Consider the following 17,263-nt stretch of genomic DNA (forward strand, 5'->3'; position numbering starts at 1 on the left):
TGCTCTCCGGCGCCTCACTCGCTGACTTGAAGAAAGTTACGGGAACAAGTCCGTCGGCGTCAAATCGCCTGGTGCGCAGGGCCTTCGAGCAGCATCCGCGCAGGTCAGTCGCCTCATGACGCCGCCGTCAACGTAACCGGACGGCAACTTTCACCCGAAGTTGCCCTTGTGATGACCACCACCGGGCAGCTCCTGGCGCGTTGCGTTGACAACCTACCGGTCAGTGCCCGGGGTCGAATCCGGCGTCACACGCACGATCTCGCCACCAAGGCTGCGCATGATCTCGACGAAATCGGGATAGCCGCGGTCGATATGCGAGACGTCGTGCACTTCGGTCACACCGTCGGCGACCAGACCGGCCAGAACCAACCCGGCGCCGGCCCGGATGTCCGAACTCCACACCGGTGCGCTCGACAGCTGTTCGATGCCACGGATCACCGCGTGATGGCCGTCGGTCCGAGCGTCTGCACCCAACCGCACCATCTCCTCGACAAACCGGAAGCGGGCCTCGAAGACGTTTTCGGTGATCACCGACATGCCTTCGCTGATCGCGGCCAGTCCGATGGCCATCGGCTGTAGGTCGGTGGGGAAACCGGGAAATGGCAGCGTCGAATAGTTGACGGCCACGGGCCTGCCCACCTGGACAACGCGGAAGCCGTCCTCGAACTGGGACACCGACGCCCCGGCGCCGACGAGCTTGGACAGCACCAACTGCAGATGGCGAGGATCGACCCCGCGAACCGTGATATCGCCTCGCGTCATGACAGCGGCGATAGCCCAGGTCGAGGCGACAATCCGATCGCCGATCACCCGATGGGTCACCGGCTGTAACCGCTCGACACCCTCGACCGTCAAGGTCGAGGTACCTTCACCGCTGATCTTCGCGCCCATCTGCTGCAACATCACGCAGAGATCGACGATCTCGGGCTCGCGAGCGGCATTGTCGATGGTTGTCACACCCTCGGCCAGCACCGACGCCATCAGGATGTTCTCGGTGGCACCCACGGACGGGAACTCCAGACTGATCGGCGCACCGATCAGTTTGTCGGCCTCGGCGACCACACACCCGTGTTCGATCACGCTGTGCGCGCCGAGTAGCCGCAGACCGGCCTGATGCATGTCCAGCGGGCGCGACCCGATCGCATCGCCACCTGGTAGAGCAACCACCGCCCGCCGGCAACGCGCCACCAGTGGACCGAGCACACAGACCGATGCCCGGAACTGTTTCACCGCGTCGAAATCGGCGTGAAACTTCAGTTCCGCAGGCGTATCGATCACCACGGTGTCGCCGTCATGGCTCACCACAGCGCCCAGGCCCCGCAGGACGTCGGCCATCAACGGCACATCCAGGATCTGCGGGCAATTCGTGATGGTCGTCCTACCCTCGGCGAGTAACGCCGCAGCCATCAACTTGAGAACACTGTTCTTGGCGCCCACGACTTCGACCTCACCGGTCAGTCGCGCGCCCCCGGTCACCAAAAAACGATCATCAACCACGGACGTAGCCTAGGCGACCGGAACGCGGCGGCGACCGACGGCCCGCAATAGTGTTCACCGGTTCTCGACTACGAGCTTCAGCGAGGCGAGTCCCTTCTCGAAATCGTTGCCCACCAGTTTGTCGGTGGGCACGATTTTGGCGAATAGCTTTGCCACCCCGGCATTTTCGCCCGTCATGGACCAGTTCACGACGGTACCTGCGGCCGCGAGATCCTCACTGAGAGTGAAGGTCGCCAGATTGGACGCCTTGAATGGCTTGAGGAAGTCCAATTGCATCGACACCGACTCCGGGGCAACAAGATCGGTCACGGTCATCGATCCCTGGCCCGCTTTCCGATTGCCCTTCCAACCGTAGCTACCGCCCACCGCACCGGCCGGTCCGCCATACGTCCGCTCGAGCGATGGATCCAACCCCTCCCAGGGCGACCACAGCGTCCACTGGTGGAAATCCACGATCAACGGGAAGATCGCCTCGGCCGGAGCGGCGATCGTGATGGATCGTTCGATGGTGTAAGGCTGTGGCGCCAACGGAGACTCCCGGTTGAAGTGGTCGCGGCCCTGACCGGCCATTACCACTGCGAGGATACCGGGTAGCTTTGCTCTCATGGCTGTTCATCTGACCCGCATCTACACCCGTACCGGCGATGCGGGAACCACCGGACTCAGCGACTTCTCGCGCGTATCCAAAAACGATCCACGTGTGCTGGCCTATGCCGATTGCGACGAGGCCAATGCCGCGATCGGTGTTGCTCTGGCAATGGGCAACCCGACCTCCGACGTAGCCGAGATCCTGTTACGGGTACAGAACGACCTGTTCGATGCAGGCGCCGACCTCTCGACTCCGGTGGTCGAGGATCCCAAATACCCGCCGCTGCGCATCCTGCAGAGCTACATCGACGACCTCGAGGTCTGGTGCGATCACTACACCGACAAGCTCGAGCCGCTCAATTCATTCATCCTGCCCGGCGGTAGCCCGCTCAGTGCGTACCTGCACGTCGCACGAACGGTCACGCGGCGCGCCGAGCGGACGGCATGGGCGGCCATCGAGGCCTTCCCGGACAACACCAGTCCCCTGCCTGCGCAGTATCTCAACCGACTCTCCGATCTGCTGTTCATCCTGTCGAGGATCGCGAACCCCGGCGGCGACATCCTGTGGCAGCCAGGAGAGCAGCGCAAGCGCGCCGAACGTGACACGACCCGGCCCGAGACGAACGCGGGCGGGTCGAAGGACGACTGAGCAAACGACACGAGAAAGGCCCAGACCGGTTTCGGTCTGGGCCTCTTTTGTCGGACGGAACGACACTCGTCGGCGCTGGTGATCGGTGGGCGCTAGTGGTCGCGGCGGCGGCGTTCTGCGCGCTGTGACGGCCGAGACTCGAGCCACGACTGGAATGCGGTGACACCACCGCTGTCGAGGGCGAGCTCGAACTCGCCGTCACGATCGGCGAGCTCAAGGATGACCATGTCGTTGTCGATGACATCGGCCTCCGATGCCGTTGGCGACCGTCGACCGCTCACGGTCACGGCTTGCCGCAGCACCAGACGCTGCGGACCGGGCAGCACCCTGCGAAGGCGGAAGTACTCGAGCGCGTTGTCGTCATAGCGGACCACCCCGTGCCGCCAGGCCCGGCCGTCATCTGCAGGTAGCTCACGCAACAAAGCCGAGGTACCCGAACCACGTAGCTCGTTGATCCGATAAAGCATGTAAAGCACAAACACAAGAACAAGCACGATCACCGCAAGGGCAGCCAGATTCCAGTCCACAGACGACACCTCCTTCAGCCCCCGCCACATATACGACGATCCCCGCAAACTTGTCTGAAGTTTGCGGGGACCGTAGAACAATTAGCCATTCGAACGGCCCCTGCTCTACAGGATGCCATTCGCGCGGCACTTTATTTGACTTGCTGCAGTACTTCCACCGCGCGCAGACGCGATTCGGCACGCAGGTACTCGATACTGCCCTTTTCGGCAGAGGAGAGAACCGAACGCTCGGCAGCCTCGTCGACGTCGCGAGCCCACTCGGCGGACTCGGCGAGAATCGTGACGACCTCACCGGTGACCGAGATGAAACCACCCTGAACAGCTGCCACGCGGCGCTTGCCATCGACCTCGTCGATCGCGACATATCCGCCCGGTGCCAACTGACCCAGCATCGGCTCGTGTTTGGCCAACAGACCAACAGCGCCCTCGGTGGTCTGAGCCACTACAAACGTTGCTTCGCCGGAGTAAATACGCGATTCAACCGCGACCAACTCGACGTGAAATGGCGTGTCAGGCATCGGGTGATATCACTTTCCGGTGATCTTCTTGGCGGCGGCCTCGACGTCGTCGAGTCCACCACAGCTGTTGAACGCCTGCTCGGGAAGATGATCGTATTCACCCTTGGCGACCTTGTCGAAAGCCTCGATCGTGTCGGCAAGCGGCACAACCGAACCCTTCTGGCCGGTGAACTTCTCGGCAACGATGAAGTTCTGTCCGAGGAACTTCTGGATACGCCGTGCACGCTGCACGGTGATCTTGTCCTCCTCGGAGAGCTCATCCATACCAAGAATCGCGATGATGTCCTGGAGTTCCTTGTACTTCTGCAGGATGCGCTTGACCTCGTTGGCGACGCGGAAGTGCTCGTCACCGACGATCGAGGCCTCGAGGATCCGAGAAGTCGACGTCAGAGGGTCCACAGCCGGGTAGATACCGAGCTGTGAAATCGGACGCGAGAGCTCCGTGGTGGCATCCAGGTGGGCGAACGTGGTCGCCGGCGCCGGGTCGGTGTAGTCGTCGGCGGGCACATAGATGGCCTGCAGCGAGGTGATCGAGTTGCCACGCGTCGAGGTGATGCGCTCCTGCAGCTCGCCCATCTCGTCAGCCAGCGTCGGCTGGTAACCGACGGCAGACGGCATACGGCCGAGCAGCGTGGAGACCTCGGAACCGGCCTGCGTGAAACGGAAGATGTTGTCGATGAACAGCAGCACGTCCTGACGCTTGACGTCACGGAAGTACTCCGCCATCGTCAGCGCGGACAGGGCGACGCGCATACGCGTGCCCGGCGGCTCATCCATCTGGCCGAACACCAACGCGGTGTCCTGCAGAACGCCCATCTCCTCCATTTCGAGGTGGAGGTCGGTGCCCTCACGGGTACGCTCACCGACGCCTGCGAACACCGAGGTGCCGGAGAACTCGCGAGCGATACGGGTGATCATCTCCTGGATCAGAACGGTCTTGCCGACACCGGCACCACCGAACAGACCGATCTTGCCGCCCTTGACGTACGGGGTCAGCAGGTCGATGACCTTGATGCCGGTCTCGAGGATCTCGGTCTTGCCCTCGAGCTGATCGAAGGCCGGGGGCTTCCGGTGGATGCCCCACTGCTCGCCGTCGCGACCGGTGCCCGGTGCGTCGAGGCAATCGCCGAGTGCGTTGAACACGTGGCCCTTGACGACGTCACCGACGGGAACCGAGATCGGCTTGTCGGTGTCGGTCACCTCGGTGCCGCGGGTCAGACCGTCGGTCGGCTGCATCGAGATGGTGCGAACCAGGTTGTCGCCGAGGTGCTGGGCAACCTCGAGCGTCAGCTTCTTGGCAACCGACTTCAGTGCGATGTCGGCGTGCAGTGCGTTGAACAGTGGCGGAATGGCGCCGCGCGGGAACTCCACGTCGACGACCGGACCGATGACACGCACGACGCGGCCGGTCAGCCCAGCGGAACCCTTCCGGGAAGTTTGGGTTTCAGTTGTGGTCATGATGTCTCTTCCTCTGTGACGATGGCATTGGCATGTTTCGCGAACCGCGACCCCACCGGCCGGCTGCCTGAAAAGTGTCGAGTCCTGCTACGAAAGGGCATCCACACCGCCGACGATCTCGCTGATCTCTTGTGTGATCTGGGCCTGTCGGAGCTGGTTCGCCTCACGGGACAAGTTGGTGACCAACTCTTCGGCGTTGTCCGTAGCCGCCTTCATGGCGGTACGGCGAGCTGCCGACTCCGACGCAGCCGAGTCGAGCAGCGCCGAGAACACGCGGGTCGCCACGTACTTCGGCAGCAACGCCGACAGCAGCGCTTCTGGACCCGGCTCGAACTCGTAGTTCCGAGAAGCTCCCGTGCTCTCCCCGCTCTCGTCCACGCTCACCACCAGGGGTGCGACGCGACGAACAACCGGTGTCTGCGTCAGCATGCTGACGAAGCGCGTGTACACGATGTGGAACTCATCGACGCCCTCGGTCTGAGTGCCGTCAGGCGACTCGACCGAGGTGCCCGAACCCGCCATGAACAGTTCGATCAGGTGCTCAGAGGCGTTCCAGGCATCGGCGTAGGCCGGCTGCTGAGAGAACCCGGTCCAGCTGCCCTGGATCGGCATCTTCCGGAAGTTGAAGTACGTCGTGCCCTTCTGCCCTGTGACAAAAAGAACGACGTCCTTGCCCTCGTCGGTCAGCAACTCGATGAGCCGGCGAGCCTCGCGCAGGACATTCGAGTTGTAGCCGCCGGCCATGCCACGGTCGCTCGTAACGATCAGGACCGCAGCACGTTTCGGTTCGGGACGCGCCGTCAGCAACGGATGCGTCAGCGAGGTGGCGCTCGAAGCCAACTCAGAGAGGACCGCAGTGATCTCCTCCGAATACGGCTTCGAGGCCGCCACACGAGCCTGAGCCTTGGTGATGCGCGAAGTCGCGATCAGCTCCTGTGCCTTCGTGATCTTCTTGGTCGATTGCACAGACCGGATGCGCGAACGTAGCTCGCGAATGCTAGCCATCTACTGTCACAGCCCTTCCCGGCCCGTCAAACCTTTACCAATCATCAAACGATTCCCTATTACTTGCGTACTTTGACGGTTTCGTCCTCGACCTTGTCTGCGGCGAGAGCCGAAGCAGCTGCTTCGTTCACGGTGTCAGACTTCTCGCTGGCCAAGAAATTGTCCTTGTACTTGTCAGCAGCGGCCACGAGAGCATGAGCGGCCTCGTCGGTCAGTGCCTTGCCGCCTGCGATGGTCTCGTAGACACCGGAAGCAGTGCGATGCAGCTCGTTGAGCAGCTCCGCCTCGTACCGCCGGACATCCTCGATGGGGACCGTGTCGAAGTGGCCTTCACCGGCGAGGTAGATCGAGACGATCTGGTCCTCGACCGATACCGGGGAGAACTGATCCTGCTTGAGCAACTCCACCCAGCGGGCACCACGATCGAGCTGAGCCTTCGAGGCATCGTCGAGGTCCGAGGCGAAGGCCGAGAAGGCTTCCAGCTCACGGAACTGAGCGAGCTCCAGGCGCAGCGAACCCGAAACCTTCTTCAGGCCCTTGGTCTGTGCGGCGCCACCAACACGGGAGACGGACGTACCGACGTTGATCGCCGGACGAACACCCTTGTTGAAGAGGTCGGACTCGAGGAAGACCTGACCGTCGGTGATCGAGATGACGTTGGTCGGGATGAACGCCGAGACGTCGTTGGCCTTGGTCTCGATGATCGGCAGACCGGTCATCGAACCGCCACCCATCTCGTCCGAGAGCTTGGCGCAACGCTCCAGCAGACGTGAGTGCAAGTAGAAGACGTCACCGGGGTACGCCTCGCGGCCCGGCGGACGACGCAGCAGCAACGAGATCGCGCGGTAGGCCTCAGCCTGCTTCGACAGATCGTCGAACACGATGAGGACGTGCTTGCCCTCGTACATCCAGTGCTGACCGATGGCCGAACCGGTGTACGGTGCGAGCCACTTGAAGCCGGCGGAGTCCGAAGCCGGAGCAGCAACGATCGTGGTGTAAGCCATCGCGCCCGACTCTTCGAGAGCGGTCTTGACGCCCGCGATGGTCGAACCCTTCTGGCCGATTGCCACGTAGATGCAGCGAACCTGCTTGTTGGGGTCACCGGTTTCCCAGTTGGCCTTCTGGTTCAGGATCGCGTCGATGCAGACCGCGGTCTTGCCGGTCTTGCGGTCGCCGATGATCAGCTGACGCTGTCCACGACCGATTGCGGTCATGGCGTCGATGGCCTTGATACCGGTCGCCAGTGACTCCTCGACGGGCTGGCGTTCGAGCACCGAAGCCGCCTGGAGTTCGAGGACACGGTTCTCCGAGGACACGATCTCGCCGCGGCCGTCGATCGGCTTGCCGAGCGGGTCCACGACGCGGCCGAGGAAGTTGTCGCCGACGGGGACAGACAACACGTCTCCGGTGCGGCGGACTTCCTGGCCTTCTTCGAGAGTGTTGTAGTCACCGAGGATGACTGCGCCGATCTCGGATTCGTCGAGGTTCAGCGCTACGCCGAGGACGCCGCCGGGGAACTCGAGGAGTTCGTTCGACATCGCGGACGGCAGTCCACTGATGTGTGCGATTCCGTCGCTGGTATCAGTGACATACCCGACCTCGTCACGTGCAACTTCCGTTGAGAAATTCGAGGTGTACGTTTCAATCGCACTTCGGATCTCATCGGAGGTGATCGTCAACTCCGCCATATTCTTGCCCTGCTCTTCCTGCGTGGTCGTGAGTTTTGTGGAATCGGTGTGGTGCGTCGTCTGCGGCGAGGCTCAGCCCAGCGACTTGCGGATCGTGGCCAGTCGGCCGGCGCCCGAACCGTCGATCACTTCGTCACCGATCTTGACGACCAAGCCCGAGAGCAGGTCCTGATCGACGACAACATGGGTGATGACCGGCTGGTTGTAGATGCGCGTCAGCGTGGACGTCAAGGCTTCCACCTGCGAGCTCGTCATCTCGACGGACGCCCGCACCTTCGCAACCAGACGATCCCGCTGTCCGGCGGCCAGGTTCGACAACGCGTCCAGTGCGTCGGCCGGCTTCTGATCGAACAACCGGGCGATCGACTGCAACGCGAGTGCTTCGGTGACCGCAGACACCTTGCCGGTCGTCAGCGACGCCAGCAGTCCCTGGCGTGCCTTGGCCGAACGGGACTTGTCTTTGAGGATGATCTCGAGCTCGGGATGAGCCGCGACCGTCCGGCCGAGCAAGAACAGTTCTTCCTCGACAGCGTCAAGTGTTCCCGCTTCGGCCGCCGACTTGAGGTACGCCTCGCGACCGAGGAGTTCAAGCCCGTCCAGCAGATCGGAGGTGTTCGACCAGTCACGGCCGACTGCCTCGACCACCACCGCCAGCGAGTCGGCACCGATCTGGCTGCCGAACAACTGGCGGGCCAGACCCTGCCGAACATCCACAGGTGCGGAGATGTCGCCGAACGCGGTACGCAACGATCGCTCGCTGTCGAGGAACCCGACAACTGCGAACAGATCGGATCCGATCTGCTGCGCGGCCGTGGCGGCGTTGCCGCCGGCTGCTGAAATCGTCTCGGCCAGAATTGCCCGGGTACCGCTCAAAGCGTCGCGGCTGGCTGCGTACATCGCCTTCACTTCCTCTGCGCTGAAGTCGCGTCGAGCTCAGCCAGGAACCGATCAACGGTCTGTCCGCGCTTGGCGCTTTCTTCCAGGTGCTCGCCGACGATCTTCTCCGCCAGGTCAACGGCGGTCCGACCGAGGTCCGACCGGAGTTCGGTGACGATCTGATCGCGTTCGGCCTTCAGCTGTGAGCGTCCGGCAGCAACGATGCGCGCACTTTCGGCTTCGCCTTGAGCGCGAAGCTCGGCGACGATTTCTTGTCCGCGCAGTCGTGCGTCCTCGCGAATCTGAGCGGCGACTGCACGGGTTTCGAGCAGCTGCTCTTCACGCTGCTTGAGCAGGGCGTCGGCTTCGAGTTGTGCATCAGCGGCCCGCTTGAGTCCACCGACGATGCCGTCGGTGCGCTCTTCGAGAACCTTCTGTGCACGTGGAAGTACGAGCTTCCAGAAGACGAGTCCCACAACCACCAGGGCCACGATGGACCAGGTGATGTCGTAGGTCGCAGGCAGAAGAGGATTATGAGATTCCTCTTCGGCGGCGAGAATCAAGGAGTTGGCACTCATCGGATCAGAAGATGAAGCCGGCAACCAAGCCGATCAAGGCCAGCGCTTCGGTGAATGCGATACCAAGGAACATGGTGGTACGCAGCTGGCCGGCGAGCTCCGGCTGACGCGCGGTGCCCTCGATGGTCTTGCCGACGACGATACCGATACCGATACCGGGGCCGATGGCAGCCAGACCGTATCCGATGGCGCCGAAGTTGAGTTCGCTGATCTCACCGGAAACTTGCGCGAGGTTGCTCATGGTGTTGGATCCCTTTCTTCTTGATCCGCTGGGCGAGGTTAGCCGCAGCGGCCAGTTTGTTGGTCTAGATGAATCTGGTGGTGAAGCTTCGGTCAGTGGTCGGCGGCGTGTTCAGCCAGGTCGATATAGACGGCAGTCAGCAGGGCGAAGATGTATGCCTGCAACACGATCACCAAGAGTTCGAAGAAAGTGAATGCGATGCCGCCGAGCAATGCCGGCAAGCCGAAGATCCAGGTCCAGGCCTCCGTGGTGAAGAAGAAGTACTGGGTGGCGCTGAAAAACAGTACCAACAGGATGTGACCGGCAAGCATATTGGCCATCAGACGGACCGTCAGCGTGAACGGCCGCAGAATGAAGGTCGAGAGGAACTCGATCGGGATCAGCAGGATGTGCAGCGCGGGCGGCACATCCGGCACCACGATGCTCGATTTCACATAACCGAAGAAGCCGTACTTCTTGATGCCGACGTAGTTGAAAACGATGTACGCCAGCGCAGCCAACACGATCGGCATACCGATCAAACCGTTGGAGGAGATGTTCAAGAGCGGGATCACACCGGAGAAGTTCAGGAACAACACCGTGAAGAATATCGTCACCAAGATCGGGAGGAAACGCTTCCCGTTCTCTTTGCCGAGGACACTCTCTGCGATCTGGATACGGACGAAGTCCAACGCCATCTCGCCTGCGTTCTGCAGGCCGCGGGGAACCAGCTTCGGGCTCCGGAAGGCCAGCAAGAAGAAGACGACACAAACACCGGCCATCAACAGCCGGATCAGCATCAGACGATCGAGTTCGAAGATCGTTCCTTCAAAAAGGACTGCATCAGGGTAAAAGTCGGACAGCGAGGGCGGGTGGTAACCCCCGTCGCCTGCCGCGAGGTTCAAGACGCTCAGCACTCTCTCCCGTGCTCTGGCCGCAGGCAGCATGCCTGCAGTTCGACCGGACATAAGTTCAGATCTGGCAAAAAAGTTCTTTCAGATTTCGTGCCGTACACGCCCCCGGTCTCCCCTGGGCCGAAGTCGCATTTCTGCGCCTTCACGCGTGGCACGGCAGTCTGAGCACCGGGCTGGTCAAGTCCGGTTCTCTTCTGCGGGCCAACGATAGCAACACCGTAGGTGACCCTCATAGTGCGGGTATCTACCAGTGGCCATTACTACCCTGTGTAGTATGTCCGGATTCAGTCCTCGTCGTCAACGTGGCCATCGGGCCCGACATCGACGTACGGCACTTTGGTGGTCATGATCGCGTAGGTCTCGCAGGCCAGCACGATGATCATCGCGATGAGGGCGGTCACCCCGAGGGCGACATGGTTGAGCGAATCGACATTGCTCAGCGCCGCCAGGGCGAGCATGGCCAGCAACAGTTTGAGTAGCCAGGTGCCCATCAGGATGGCCCCGCCCGTTGTCGGCGACACATTGGCAGTCAACACGACAACGATCACCGTGAAGAGGATGAATCCGCCGCCGAACGCCGCGCCCACCAGCGCGCCCCACAAGCCCTCGGTGCCGTCGATCAACGCCCAGACACCCACGCTGATCACGGTCAGTACAACAAGTCCGAGCGCGCCGTAGCGGATCGCCTTCTGCAATGGGGTGAGCTGTTTCGAGTCGTTTGTGGTGGTCAGTGCTGGTTCAGAAGCTTCGTTCACCCCTCCAGGGTAAGGGTCGTTCACGAACCGCTGATACTCACACCCGTTCGGTGCCGGTTCCGCAGCCGGGGAACGATCGTCGCGAGCATCGCGATGATCAGTCCTCCACCCAGTACCGGAAGCACCACAGAAGCCGAGAAGAGCGTGCTGGCAGCAGCACTGAATGCCAGCACTCCCACCCAGAGGTAGATCACCAGAACCACCCGGCGATGGGAGTGACCGAGCTCGAGCAACCGGTGGTGCAGGTGCATCTTGTCCGGTGTATAGAAACCGACGCCTGCACGGGTACGCCGGATGACCGCGAGCAACATGTCGAGCATCGGGATGAACATGACCGCTGCCACCAGGATGATCGGCGAGAGCAGCGTGAAGACATCTGCCGGACCGTACGCGTTGACGGCGATCCGACCGGAGGCACTGGTCGACGCCGCGGCCAGCATCAGCCCGATGAGCATCGAACCGGAGTCGCCCATGAAGATGCGGGCGGGCTGGAAGTTGTGCGGGAGGAACCCGAGACAGGCGCCCGCGAGAATCGCCGCGATGAGGGCCGGCGGGTAGTAGCTGACGTCGCCACCCTGATCGTGCAGCAGACCCAGCGAGAAGGCACAGATCGCCAGCGCCGCGATCAGGGCCAGACCGGCGGCCAGGCCGTCGAGGCCGTCGACAAAGTTCATTGCATTGACGGTCGCGACGGTGACCGCAACGGTGAGCAGCCCCGACTGCAGCGGATCGAGCACAACGGTTCCGATGTCCCCGAACGGCACCGCCACCACCGTCCAGCTCAGCCCCATGATCACCAGAACACCGGCAGCGGTGAGCTGACCGACGAACTTCGTGAGCGCGTCGATCCCCCACCGGTCATCGATGATGCCGACCAGGACGATGACCCCGCCCGCCACCACGACGGCGTTCATGTCGTCGGTGTAGTCGAAGCCCCGGGTCAACGCGGGCAGCTCACCGGCCAGGACCATTCCGGCGAGGACACCGATATACATGCCGACGCCACCCAGTCGGGGCGTCGGTACCGCGTGGACGTCCCGGTTGCGCGGCACCGCAACCGCACCGGTGCGGGTCGCGACAACTCGCACCAGGCCGGTGATCAGGTACGTGATCAGCGCTGCGCACAGCCCGACCAGCATCAATTCGCGCAGCGGCACACCCGCACCACTGCTGGTGAGGCCGGACTGGGCGGCAATCAACACACCACTGCCCTCATTCAACGTTGTCGAATAGGCCACGGATAGGGACGCTACAGGGGGCGGGCATGCGGGTCAGACCCGAAGACTCTCGACCTCGGTGCCGATGACCTCGGCGATTTCTTCGGCGCTGATCGCACCTTCCCGAAGGATCTTGGGTGTGACATCGGTGAGGTCGACGATCGTCGACGGCACCGCCTTTGCCGCAGGTCCACCGTCGAGATAGACCGCAACGGACTCCCCCAACTGCTCCCGGGCCTGCTCGACCGTGGTCGCAGGAGGGCGGCCGGAGACGTTCGCGCTCGAAACCGCCATCGGGCCCACCTCACGCAGCACCTCGATCGCCACCGGATGCAAGGGCATCCGCAGCATCACGGTGCCGCGGGTGTCGCCCAAATCCCAGGCGAGTGACGGCGCCTGGTGCACAACCAGACTCAGCCCACCGGGCCAGAACGCGCGGGTCAGCTCGCGGGCGGTCGGTGACACCGACAGCACCAGGCCATCGATCGTCGTCCACGACCCGACCAGGACCGGCACGGGCATGTCACGGCCGCGGCCCTTGGCGGCCAGCAGGTTGTTCACCGACTCGGAATCGAAAGCGTCACAACCGATTCCGTAGAGGGTGTCGGTGGGCATGACGATCAGGCGCCCACCTTTGACGGCGCCGACCGCGGCGCGCAGGCCTGCGGACCGAGATCCGGGATTGCTGCAATCGAACGTAGTGCTCACGGCGTCCATCCTTGCACGTTGCCGGCGTGTGATCAGCGACGCGTGGCGGTGACGAACCGCGGACGTCCGGCGAGATCGAGTTTCTGGTTGATCGAGTCGAAGTGTCCGTCGGCCTCGAGCGCATCCATCACCAGGTCACCGGTGCTGTCGTCATGCTCGATCCCCACCGCGCAACCCGGTCGCAGGATCCGCGCAATCACCGAGATCATCGGTGTGATCACCGACATCCCGTCGGCACCACCGAACAACGCCAGTGCCGGATCGTGATCGGCCACCTCGGCAGGCAGGTCTGCGCCCACCGGGATGTAGGGCGGATTCGACACCACCAAGTCGGCAGTGATGTCGGGCAAGATGTTCGGGTCTGCCGCATCGCCCAGGTGGACGGTGACCCGGTCCCGGACGTCGGCGGGCATACGAGACAAGTTGTGGCGCAACCATTTATGGGCACCGCCGTCGATTTCGACCGCGTGGACCCGCGCCCCGGGGTGGGAGGCGGCCAACGCCAGGGCCAGCGCGCCGCTTCCGCTGCACAGATCGACGACCACAGGATCTGTCATCGCCTCGATCCGAGTCACCGCCCACGCGTGGAGCAGTTCGGTTTCCATTCGTGGGATGAAGACCCCCGGGCCGACTTCGATCTCGATCGGCCCGAATGCGACGCGCCCGATGATGTGCTGCAGCGGTTCGCGCTGCGCGCGGCGGTCGACGAGTTCGCGATAGCGGGCAGCGTCGGTATCCGACAGCTCATCGACGGCGATCAGTTCACCGACCGACCGATTCAGCACGAATGCCAGCAGCAGCCCGGCATCCACCTGCGCATTCGGAACTCCGGCCGCGATCAGCTGCGCGACCGCAGCCCGGCGGACATCTCTGGCGTTCACTCCGCCTCGAGGCGGGCCTGACGATCCGCGGCCCGCAGCGCGTCGAGGAGCGCATCCATGTCACCGGCGAGCACCGCGTCGAGATTCTGGGCTTTGTAGCCGATGCGATGGTCGGTGACGCGGTTTTCCGGGTAGTTGTAGGTGCGGATTCGCTCGGAGCGGTCGACGGTGCGGATCTGTGCGGCCCGACCCTGCGACGCTTCGGCGTTGGCGGCCTCTTCTGCGGCGGCCTGCAACCGGGCGGCCAGGACCTGCATCGCCCGCGCCTTGTTCTGCAGCTGGGAACGCTCGTTCTGGCAGGTCACCACGATCCCGGTGGGCAGATGGGTGAGCCGCACCGCCGAGTCGGTGGTGTTGACGCCCTGTCCCCCCTTGCCGGAGCTGCGGTATACGTCGACCCGGAGATCGGACTCGTCGATCTGGACCCGTTCGACCTCATCGGGTTCCGGGTAGATCAGGACACCGGCCGCCGAGGTGTGGATGCGGCCCTGCGACTCGGTGACCGGCACGCGCTGAACGCGGTGCACACCGCCCTCGAACTTCAACCGCGACCACACGCCGTCCGGTCCGTCGCCCTTCGACTTGATCGAGATGGTGGCGTCCTTGTATCCACCCAGGTCGGATTCGGTCAGACCCAGGATCTGCGCCTTCCAGCCCTGGCGCTCACAGTATTTGAGATACATCCGTGCGAGATCGGAGGCGAACAGCGCCGATTCCTCACCGCCGGCCCCGGACTTGACCTCCAGGACCACGTCATCGCCATCGTGCGGATCGCGTGGGGAGAGCAGGTCGGTGAGCGTTTGATCGAGGGCAGCGACCGTCTGCTCGAGCTCCGGGATCTCGGCGGCAAAAGCACTGTCGTCGGCCGCGAGTTCGCGCGCGGCTTCCAGATCGCCCTGTGCGGCCTGAAGTTTCGTGTAGGTCGCCATGATCGGAGCGAGTTCGGCGAATCGTTTGCCCACGCGCCGGGCGGCTGTCGGATCGTCGTGTAACGACGGATCGGACATCTGGCTCTGCAAGCCGGCATGCTCGGCAAGGATGTCGTCGATCGCGGACGGATCGGAGATGCTCATGACCTGTTTCCTTGACGGTGTGGCTGCGGCACCCGATCCGACGGTGGGTCGAGCGGATTGGGCTGCGGAAGAAAAAAGAAACCGGCGCCTGACCTGCCGCAGGGCAGAGTCAGACGCCGGTCGTACAAGCTAGTTGTCTGCTGCGTCTTTCTTTGCAGCGGCCCGCTTGCCGTAGCGCTTCTCGAAGCGCGCAACACGGCCACCGGTGTCGAGAATCTTCTGCTTGCCCGTGTAGAACGGGTGGCACTGCGAGCAGACCTCGACGTTGATCCGACCCGAAACCTGGGTGGAATGGGTCTGGAAAGTGTTCCCGCAGCCGCAGACCACAGTGGTCTCGACGTATTCGGGGTGAATTCCCTGCTTCATTTCTGGTGTCCCTTTCATGGTCGCCGGGTCACCTGCGCGGATCGAAGGTGTGAACCGGAACCGGACTCGACCGCTCAGTATGCCAGAACAGCCTCCCGACCTGCCAATCGCTGGTACCAGTTGAGTAGCTGCCCTAGTTCTTGCGGCACGATAATCCCAACAACAACGCGCCCGAGTTCATTCCGGCCAGGCAGGTTTGACGTTGACACACGCCGCACGCTTCGCAACGACCGTATTTGCACTGCTCATCGGGTTGACCGCCTGCAGTTCAACACAGTCGGACGATGCCTCGGGACGCCCGGAGGGCACGCCACCGGCGGCCACCGACAGCCTCTCACTCCTGGATTTCGTCCCCAGCGGACTCAATCCTGATCCGACCGATCAGATCGAAGGCGTGCTGAAGGTCTACTACCCGTCCCCGGCTCACGTCGAACGTGATGAAAAGGTGCGCTACACGTATTCGCCACCGTTCGGCGGAACCCACGACTGGGCCTGGGCCGGATGCACCGGAGTGGTGTACCCCGTGGCGATCCGCAACGAGACAGCCGTCCATTCGCTCGAACACGGGGCGGTCTGGATCACGTACAGCCCCGATCTCGACGTCGCTGCGGTCGACGCGCTTGCCGAGCGGGTCGCGAATGTGGAATACACGCTCATGTCGCCGTATCCGGGTCTGGACCAACCGATCTCCGTGCAATCCTGGGGACACCAACTCAAGGTCGCGAGCGCCGACGACCCGCGGATCGACCAGTTCATCACCGCCACCAAACAGAACGCGCAGTCGAACGTGTATCCCGAGGATCCGGCCGCCACCGCCCACCCGACCCCGGGTACCAGTTGTACCGCCGTGCCGGATGCCTTCGATCCCGCCGATCCCCCACCGTTCGAGCCCGGACCAGGCACGGTGCCCGAGACCTGACATCTCATCGGAAGCCGCTTCTGACAGGATGATGGCCCAGCAGATCGACGCCCCGATCAAGCCGATCAGACAGGTGTGAACGTGAAACCAGTGGTCAAGCTCGCCGCAACCGGACTACTTCTGGTCATCGGCCTGAGTGCGTGCAGTTCGTCCCAGACGGGCGACCCACAGGCCGCGACCACCACCGGCGCAAGCGGCGGCAGTTCGACCCGGGACTTCGTGCCCAGCAGCTCCAATCCCGATCCGACCGATCAGATCGACGGCGTGCTGAAGGTCTTCTACCCGGCGGCCGAGCACGTCCTGGACAACCAGAAGGTCAAATACACGTACTCGCCGCCCATGGGCGGGCGACACGACTCGGTCTGGGCCACCTGCACCGGCATGGTCTACCCCACCGCCATCCGAACAGAGAACGCCGTCCACTCCCTCGAACACGGCGCCGTGTGGGTCACCTACAACCCCGACGATCTCGATGCGGACGAGATCGCCGAACTCGAGCAGCGGGTCGATGGCCTCAACTACATGCTGATGTCCCCGTATCCCGGTCTGGACCAGCCGATCTCGCTGCAATCCTGGGGACACCAACTCAAGGTCGCCGACGTCGACGATCCGCGGATCGACCAGTTCATCACCGCGACCCGGCAGAACACGCAATCCGGTGTGTACGACGAAAGTCCCTCGGCGACCGGCTATCCCGAACCCGGCGCCACGTGCGCGACGGTGCCGGGACGATTCGACCCCGCCGATCCCCCACCCTTCGATCCGGGACAGGGCACCGTTCCCGAGAGCTGACGAACAAACCCACCTCTTCCTGAATCGGAAGAGG

The 17,263-nt window shown here is 63.1% G+C and carries 20 protein-coding genes; 3 read left to right on the plus strand and 17 right to left on the minus strand.

Going from position 1 to position 17,263, the window contains the following annotated elements; all coding sequences use genetic code 11:
• Positions 1–213: 213 nt before the first annotated feature.
• Together murA and AC1D75_RS23205 are read right to left on the minus strand one after the other, a co-directional pair.
• The gene (gene murA, locus AC1D75_RS23200) at positions 214–1,497 is read right to left on the minus strand and encodes a UDP-N-acetylglucosamine 1-carboxyvinyltransferase (RefSeq protein ID WP_495517704.1); all 1,284 of its coding nucleotides are present in this window, start codon (positions 1,495–1,497) and stop codon (positions 214–216) included.
• A gap of 54 nt (positions 1,498–1,551) precedes the next feature.
• Positions 1,552–2,103, minus strand: coding sequence for an SRPBCC family protein (locus AC1D75_RS23205; protein ID WP_495517705.1), 552 nt, complete (start codon positions 2,101–2,103; stop codon positions 1,552–1,554).
• On the opposite strand from AC1D75_RS23205, the gene AC1D75_RS23210 reads away from it, so the two are divergent.
• Positions 2,102–2,734 carry a cob(I)yrinic acid a,c-diamide adenosyltransferase gene (locus AC1D75_RS23210; RefSeq protein WP_495517706.1) on the plus strand — a complete coding sequence of 211 codons (633 nt, stop codon included), beginning with the start codon at positions 2,102–2,104 and terminating at the stop codon, positions 2,732–2,734. The genes AC1D75_RS23205 and AC1D75_RS23210 overlap by 2 nt on opposite strands.
• Positions 2,735–2,826: 92 nt before the next feature.
• Here the strand turns inward: AC1D75_RS23210 and AC1D75_RS23215 are convergent, their stop codons facing one another.
• From AC1D75_RS23215 to rpmE, 15 genes are all read right to left on the minus strand, one after another.
• A complete protein-coding gene (locus AC1D75_RS23215) occupies positions 2,827–3,261 on the minus strand; it encodes a DUF2550 domain-containing protein (RefSeq protein ID WP_495517707.1) in 435 nt (144 codons plus the stop codon).
• Between the two features lie 131 nt (positions 3,262–3,392).
• Positions 3,393–3,779 (minus strand): F0F1 ATP synthase subunit epsilon, encoded by a 387-nt coding sequence (locus AC1D75_RS23220; RefSeq protein ID WP_495517708.1) that lies wholly within the window; start codon positions 3,777–3,779, stop codon positions 3,393–3,395.
• A 9-nt stretch (positions 3,780–3,788) separates the two neighbouring features.
• Positions 3,789–5,237: a F0F1 ATP synthase subunit beta gene (gene atpD, locus AC1D75_RS23225; RefSeq protein ID WP_495517709.1), complete on the minus strand. Its 1,449-nt coding sequence runs from the start codon at positions 5,235–5,237 to the stop codon at positions 3,789–3,791.
• An 87-nt stretch (positions 5,238–5,324) separates the two neighbouring features.
• Positions 5,325–6,242 (minus strand): F0F1 ATP synthase subunit gamma, encoded by a 918-nt coding sequence (locus AC1D75_RS23230; RefSeq protein ID WP_495517710.1) that lies wholly within the window; start codon positions 6,240–6,242, stop codon positions 5,325–5,327.
• Positions 6,243–6,301: 59 nt separating this feature from the next.
• Positions 6,302–7,930: a F0F1 ATP synthase subunit alpha gene (gene atpA / locus AC1D75_RS23235; RefSeq protein ID WP_495517711.1), complete on the minus strand. Its 1,629-nt coding sequence runs from the start codon at positions 7,928–7,930 to the stop codon at positions 6,302–6,304.
• 72 nt (positions 7,931–8,002) lie between these two features.
• Entirely contained in the window at positions 8,003–8,827 is an 825-nt protein-coding gene (locus tag AC1D75_RS23240; protein WP_495517712.1) for a F0F1 ATP synthase subunit delta, read from the minus strand.
• Between the two features lie 5 nt (positions 8,828–8,832).
• Positions 8,833–9,384: a F0F1 ATP synthase subunit B gene (locus AC1D75_RS23245; protein ID WP_495517713.1), complete on the minus strand. Its 552-nt coding sequence runs from the start codon at positions 9,382–9,384 to the stop codon at positions 8,833–8,835.
• A gap of 4 nt (positions 9,385–9,388) precedes the next feature.
• Entirely contained in the window at positions 9,389–9,625 is a 237-nt protein-coding gene (locus AC1D75_RS23250) for an ATP synthase F0 subunit C (protein ID WP_482138697.1), read from the minus strand.
• A gap of 92 nt (positions 9,626–9,717) precedes the next feature.
• A complete protein-coding gene (gene atpB, locus AC1D75_RS23255) occupies positions 9,718–10,551 on the minus strand; it encodes a F0F1 ATP synthase subunit A (protein WP_495518388.1) in 834 nt (277 codons plus the stop codon).
• 251 nt (positions 10,552–10,802) lie between these two features.
• Positions 10,803–11,273, minus strand: coding sequence for a Cg1360 family ATP-synthase-associated protein (locus AC1D75_RS23260; RefSeq protein WP_495517714.1), 471 nt, complete (start codon positions 11,271–11,273; stop codon positions 10,803–10,805).
• A gap of 20 nt (positions 11,274–11,293) precedes the next feature.
• Positions 11,294–12,511: a glycosyltransferase family 4 protein gene (locus AC1D75_RS23265; RefSeq protein ID WP_495517715.1), complete on the minus strand. Its 1,218-nt coding sequence runs from the start codon at positions 12,509–12,511 to the stop codon at positions 11,294–11,296.
• Between the two features lie 33 nt (positions 12,512–12,544).
• Entirely contained in the window at positions 12,545–13,198 is a 654-nt protein-coding gene (locus AC1D75_RS23270) for an L-threonylcarbamoyladenylate synthase (RefSeq protein ID WP_495517716.1), read from the minus strand.
• Positions 13,199–13,230: 32 nt separating this feature from the next.
• Positions 13,231–14,079 (minus strand): peptide chain release factor N(5)-glutamine methyltransferase, encoded by an 849-nt coding sequence (prmC, locus tag AC1D75_RS23275; protein WP_495517717.1) that lies wholly within the window; start codon positions 14,077–14,079, stop codon positions 13,231–13,233.
• A complete protein-coding gene (gene prfA, locus AC1D75_RS23280; RefSeq protein WP_495517718.1) occupies positions 14,076–15,152 on the minus strand; it encodes a peptide chain release factor 1 in 1,077 nt (358 codons plus the stop codon). The genes prmC and prfA overlap by 4 nt, the downstream gene beginning before the upstream one ends.
• Before the next feature lie 129 nt (positions 15,153–15,281).
• Positions 15,282–15,518, minus strand: coding sequence for a 50S ribosomal protein L31 (gene rpmE / locus AC1D75_RS23285; protein WP_482138683.1), 237 nt, complete (start codon positions 15,516–15,518; stop codon positions 15,282–15,284).
• 202 nt (positions 15,519–15,720) lie between these two features.
• Between rpmE and AC1D75_RS23290 the strand changes: the two genes are divergently transcribed.
• Complete coding sequence (locus AC1D75_RS23290) at positions 15,721–16,437, plus strand: thioredoxin-like domain-containing protein (RefSeq protein WP_495517719.1); 717 nt, start codon at positions 15,721–15,723, stop codon at positions 16,435–16,437.
• A gap of 120 nt (positions 16,438–16,557) precedes the next feature.
• The gene (locus tag AC1D75_RS23295; RefSeq protein ID WP_495518389.1) at positions 16,558–17,229 is read left to right on the plus strand and encodes a thioredoxin-like domain-containing protein; all 672 of its coding nucleotides are present in this window, start codon (positions 16,558–16,560) and stop codon (positions 17,227–17,229) included.
• The last annotated feature ends 34 nt before the right edge of the window (positions 17,230–17,263 follow it).

This window comes from Williamsia sp. Y712, assembly GCF_059445525.1.

Excerpts from the sequence above, each read along its gene's own strand:
- rpmE (WP_482138683.1), bottom strand. The coding sequence starts at position 15,518 with ATGAAGCAGGGAATTCACCCCGAATACGTCGAGACCACTGTGGTCTGC.
- AC1D75_RS23210 (WP_495517706.1), top strand. The coding sequence starts at position 2,102 with ATGGCTGTTCATCTGACCCGCATCTACACCCGTACCGGCGATGCGGGA.
- atpA (WP_495517711.1), bottom strand. The coding sequence starts at position 7,930 with ATGGCGGAGTTGACGATCACCTCCGATGAGATCCGAAGTGCGATTGAA.
- AC1D75_RS23230 (WP_495517710.1), bottom strand. The coding sequence starts at position 6,242 with ATGGCTAGCATTCGCGAGCTACGTTCGCGCATCCGGTCTGTGCAATCG.
- AC1D75_RS23240 (WP_495517712.1), bottom strand. The coding sequence starts at position 8,827 with ATGTACGCAGCCAGCCGCGACGCTTTGAGCGGTACCCGGGCAATTCTG.
- AC1D75_RS23250 (WP_482138697.1), bottom strand. The coding sequence starts at position 9,625 with ATGAGCAACCTCGCGCAAGTTTCCGGTGAGATCAGCGAACTCAACTTC.
- atpB (WP_495518388.1), bottom strand. The coding sequence starts at position 10,551 with ATGCTGCCTGCGGCCAGAGCACGGGAGAGAGTGCTGAGCGTCTTGAAC.
- atpD (WP_495517709.1), bottom strand. The coding sequence starts at position 5,237 with ATGACCACAACTGAAACCCAAACTTCCCGGAAGGGTTCCGCTGGGCTG.
- AC1D75_RS23205 (WP_495517705.1), bottom strand. The coding sequence starts at position 2,103 with ATGAGAGCAAAGCTACCCGGTATCCTCGCAGTGGTAATGGCCGGTCAG.
- prfA (WP_495517718.1), bottom strand. The coding sequence starts at position 15,152 with ATGAGCATCTCCGATCCGTCCGCGATCGACGACATCCTTGCCGAGCAT.
- AC1D75_RS23220 (WP_495517708.1), bottom strand. The coding sequence starts at position 3,779 with ATGCCTGACACGCCATTTCACGTCGAGTTGGTCGCGGTTGAATCGCGT.
- AC1D75_RS23245 (WP_495517713.1), bottom strand. The coding sequence starts at position 9,384 with ATGAGTGCCAACTCCTTGATTCTCGCCGCCGAAGAGGAATCTCATAAT.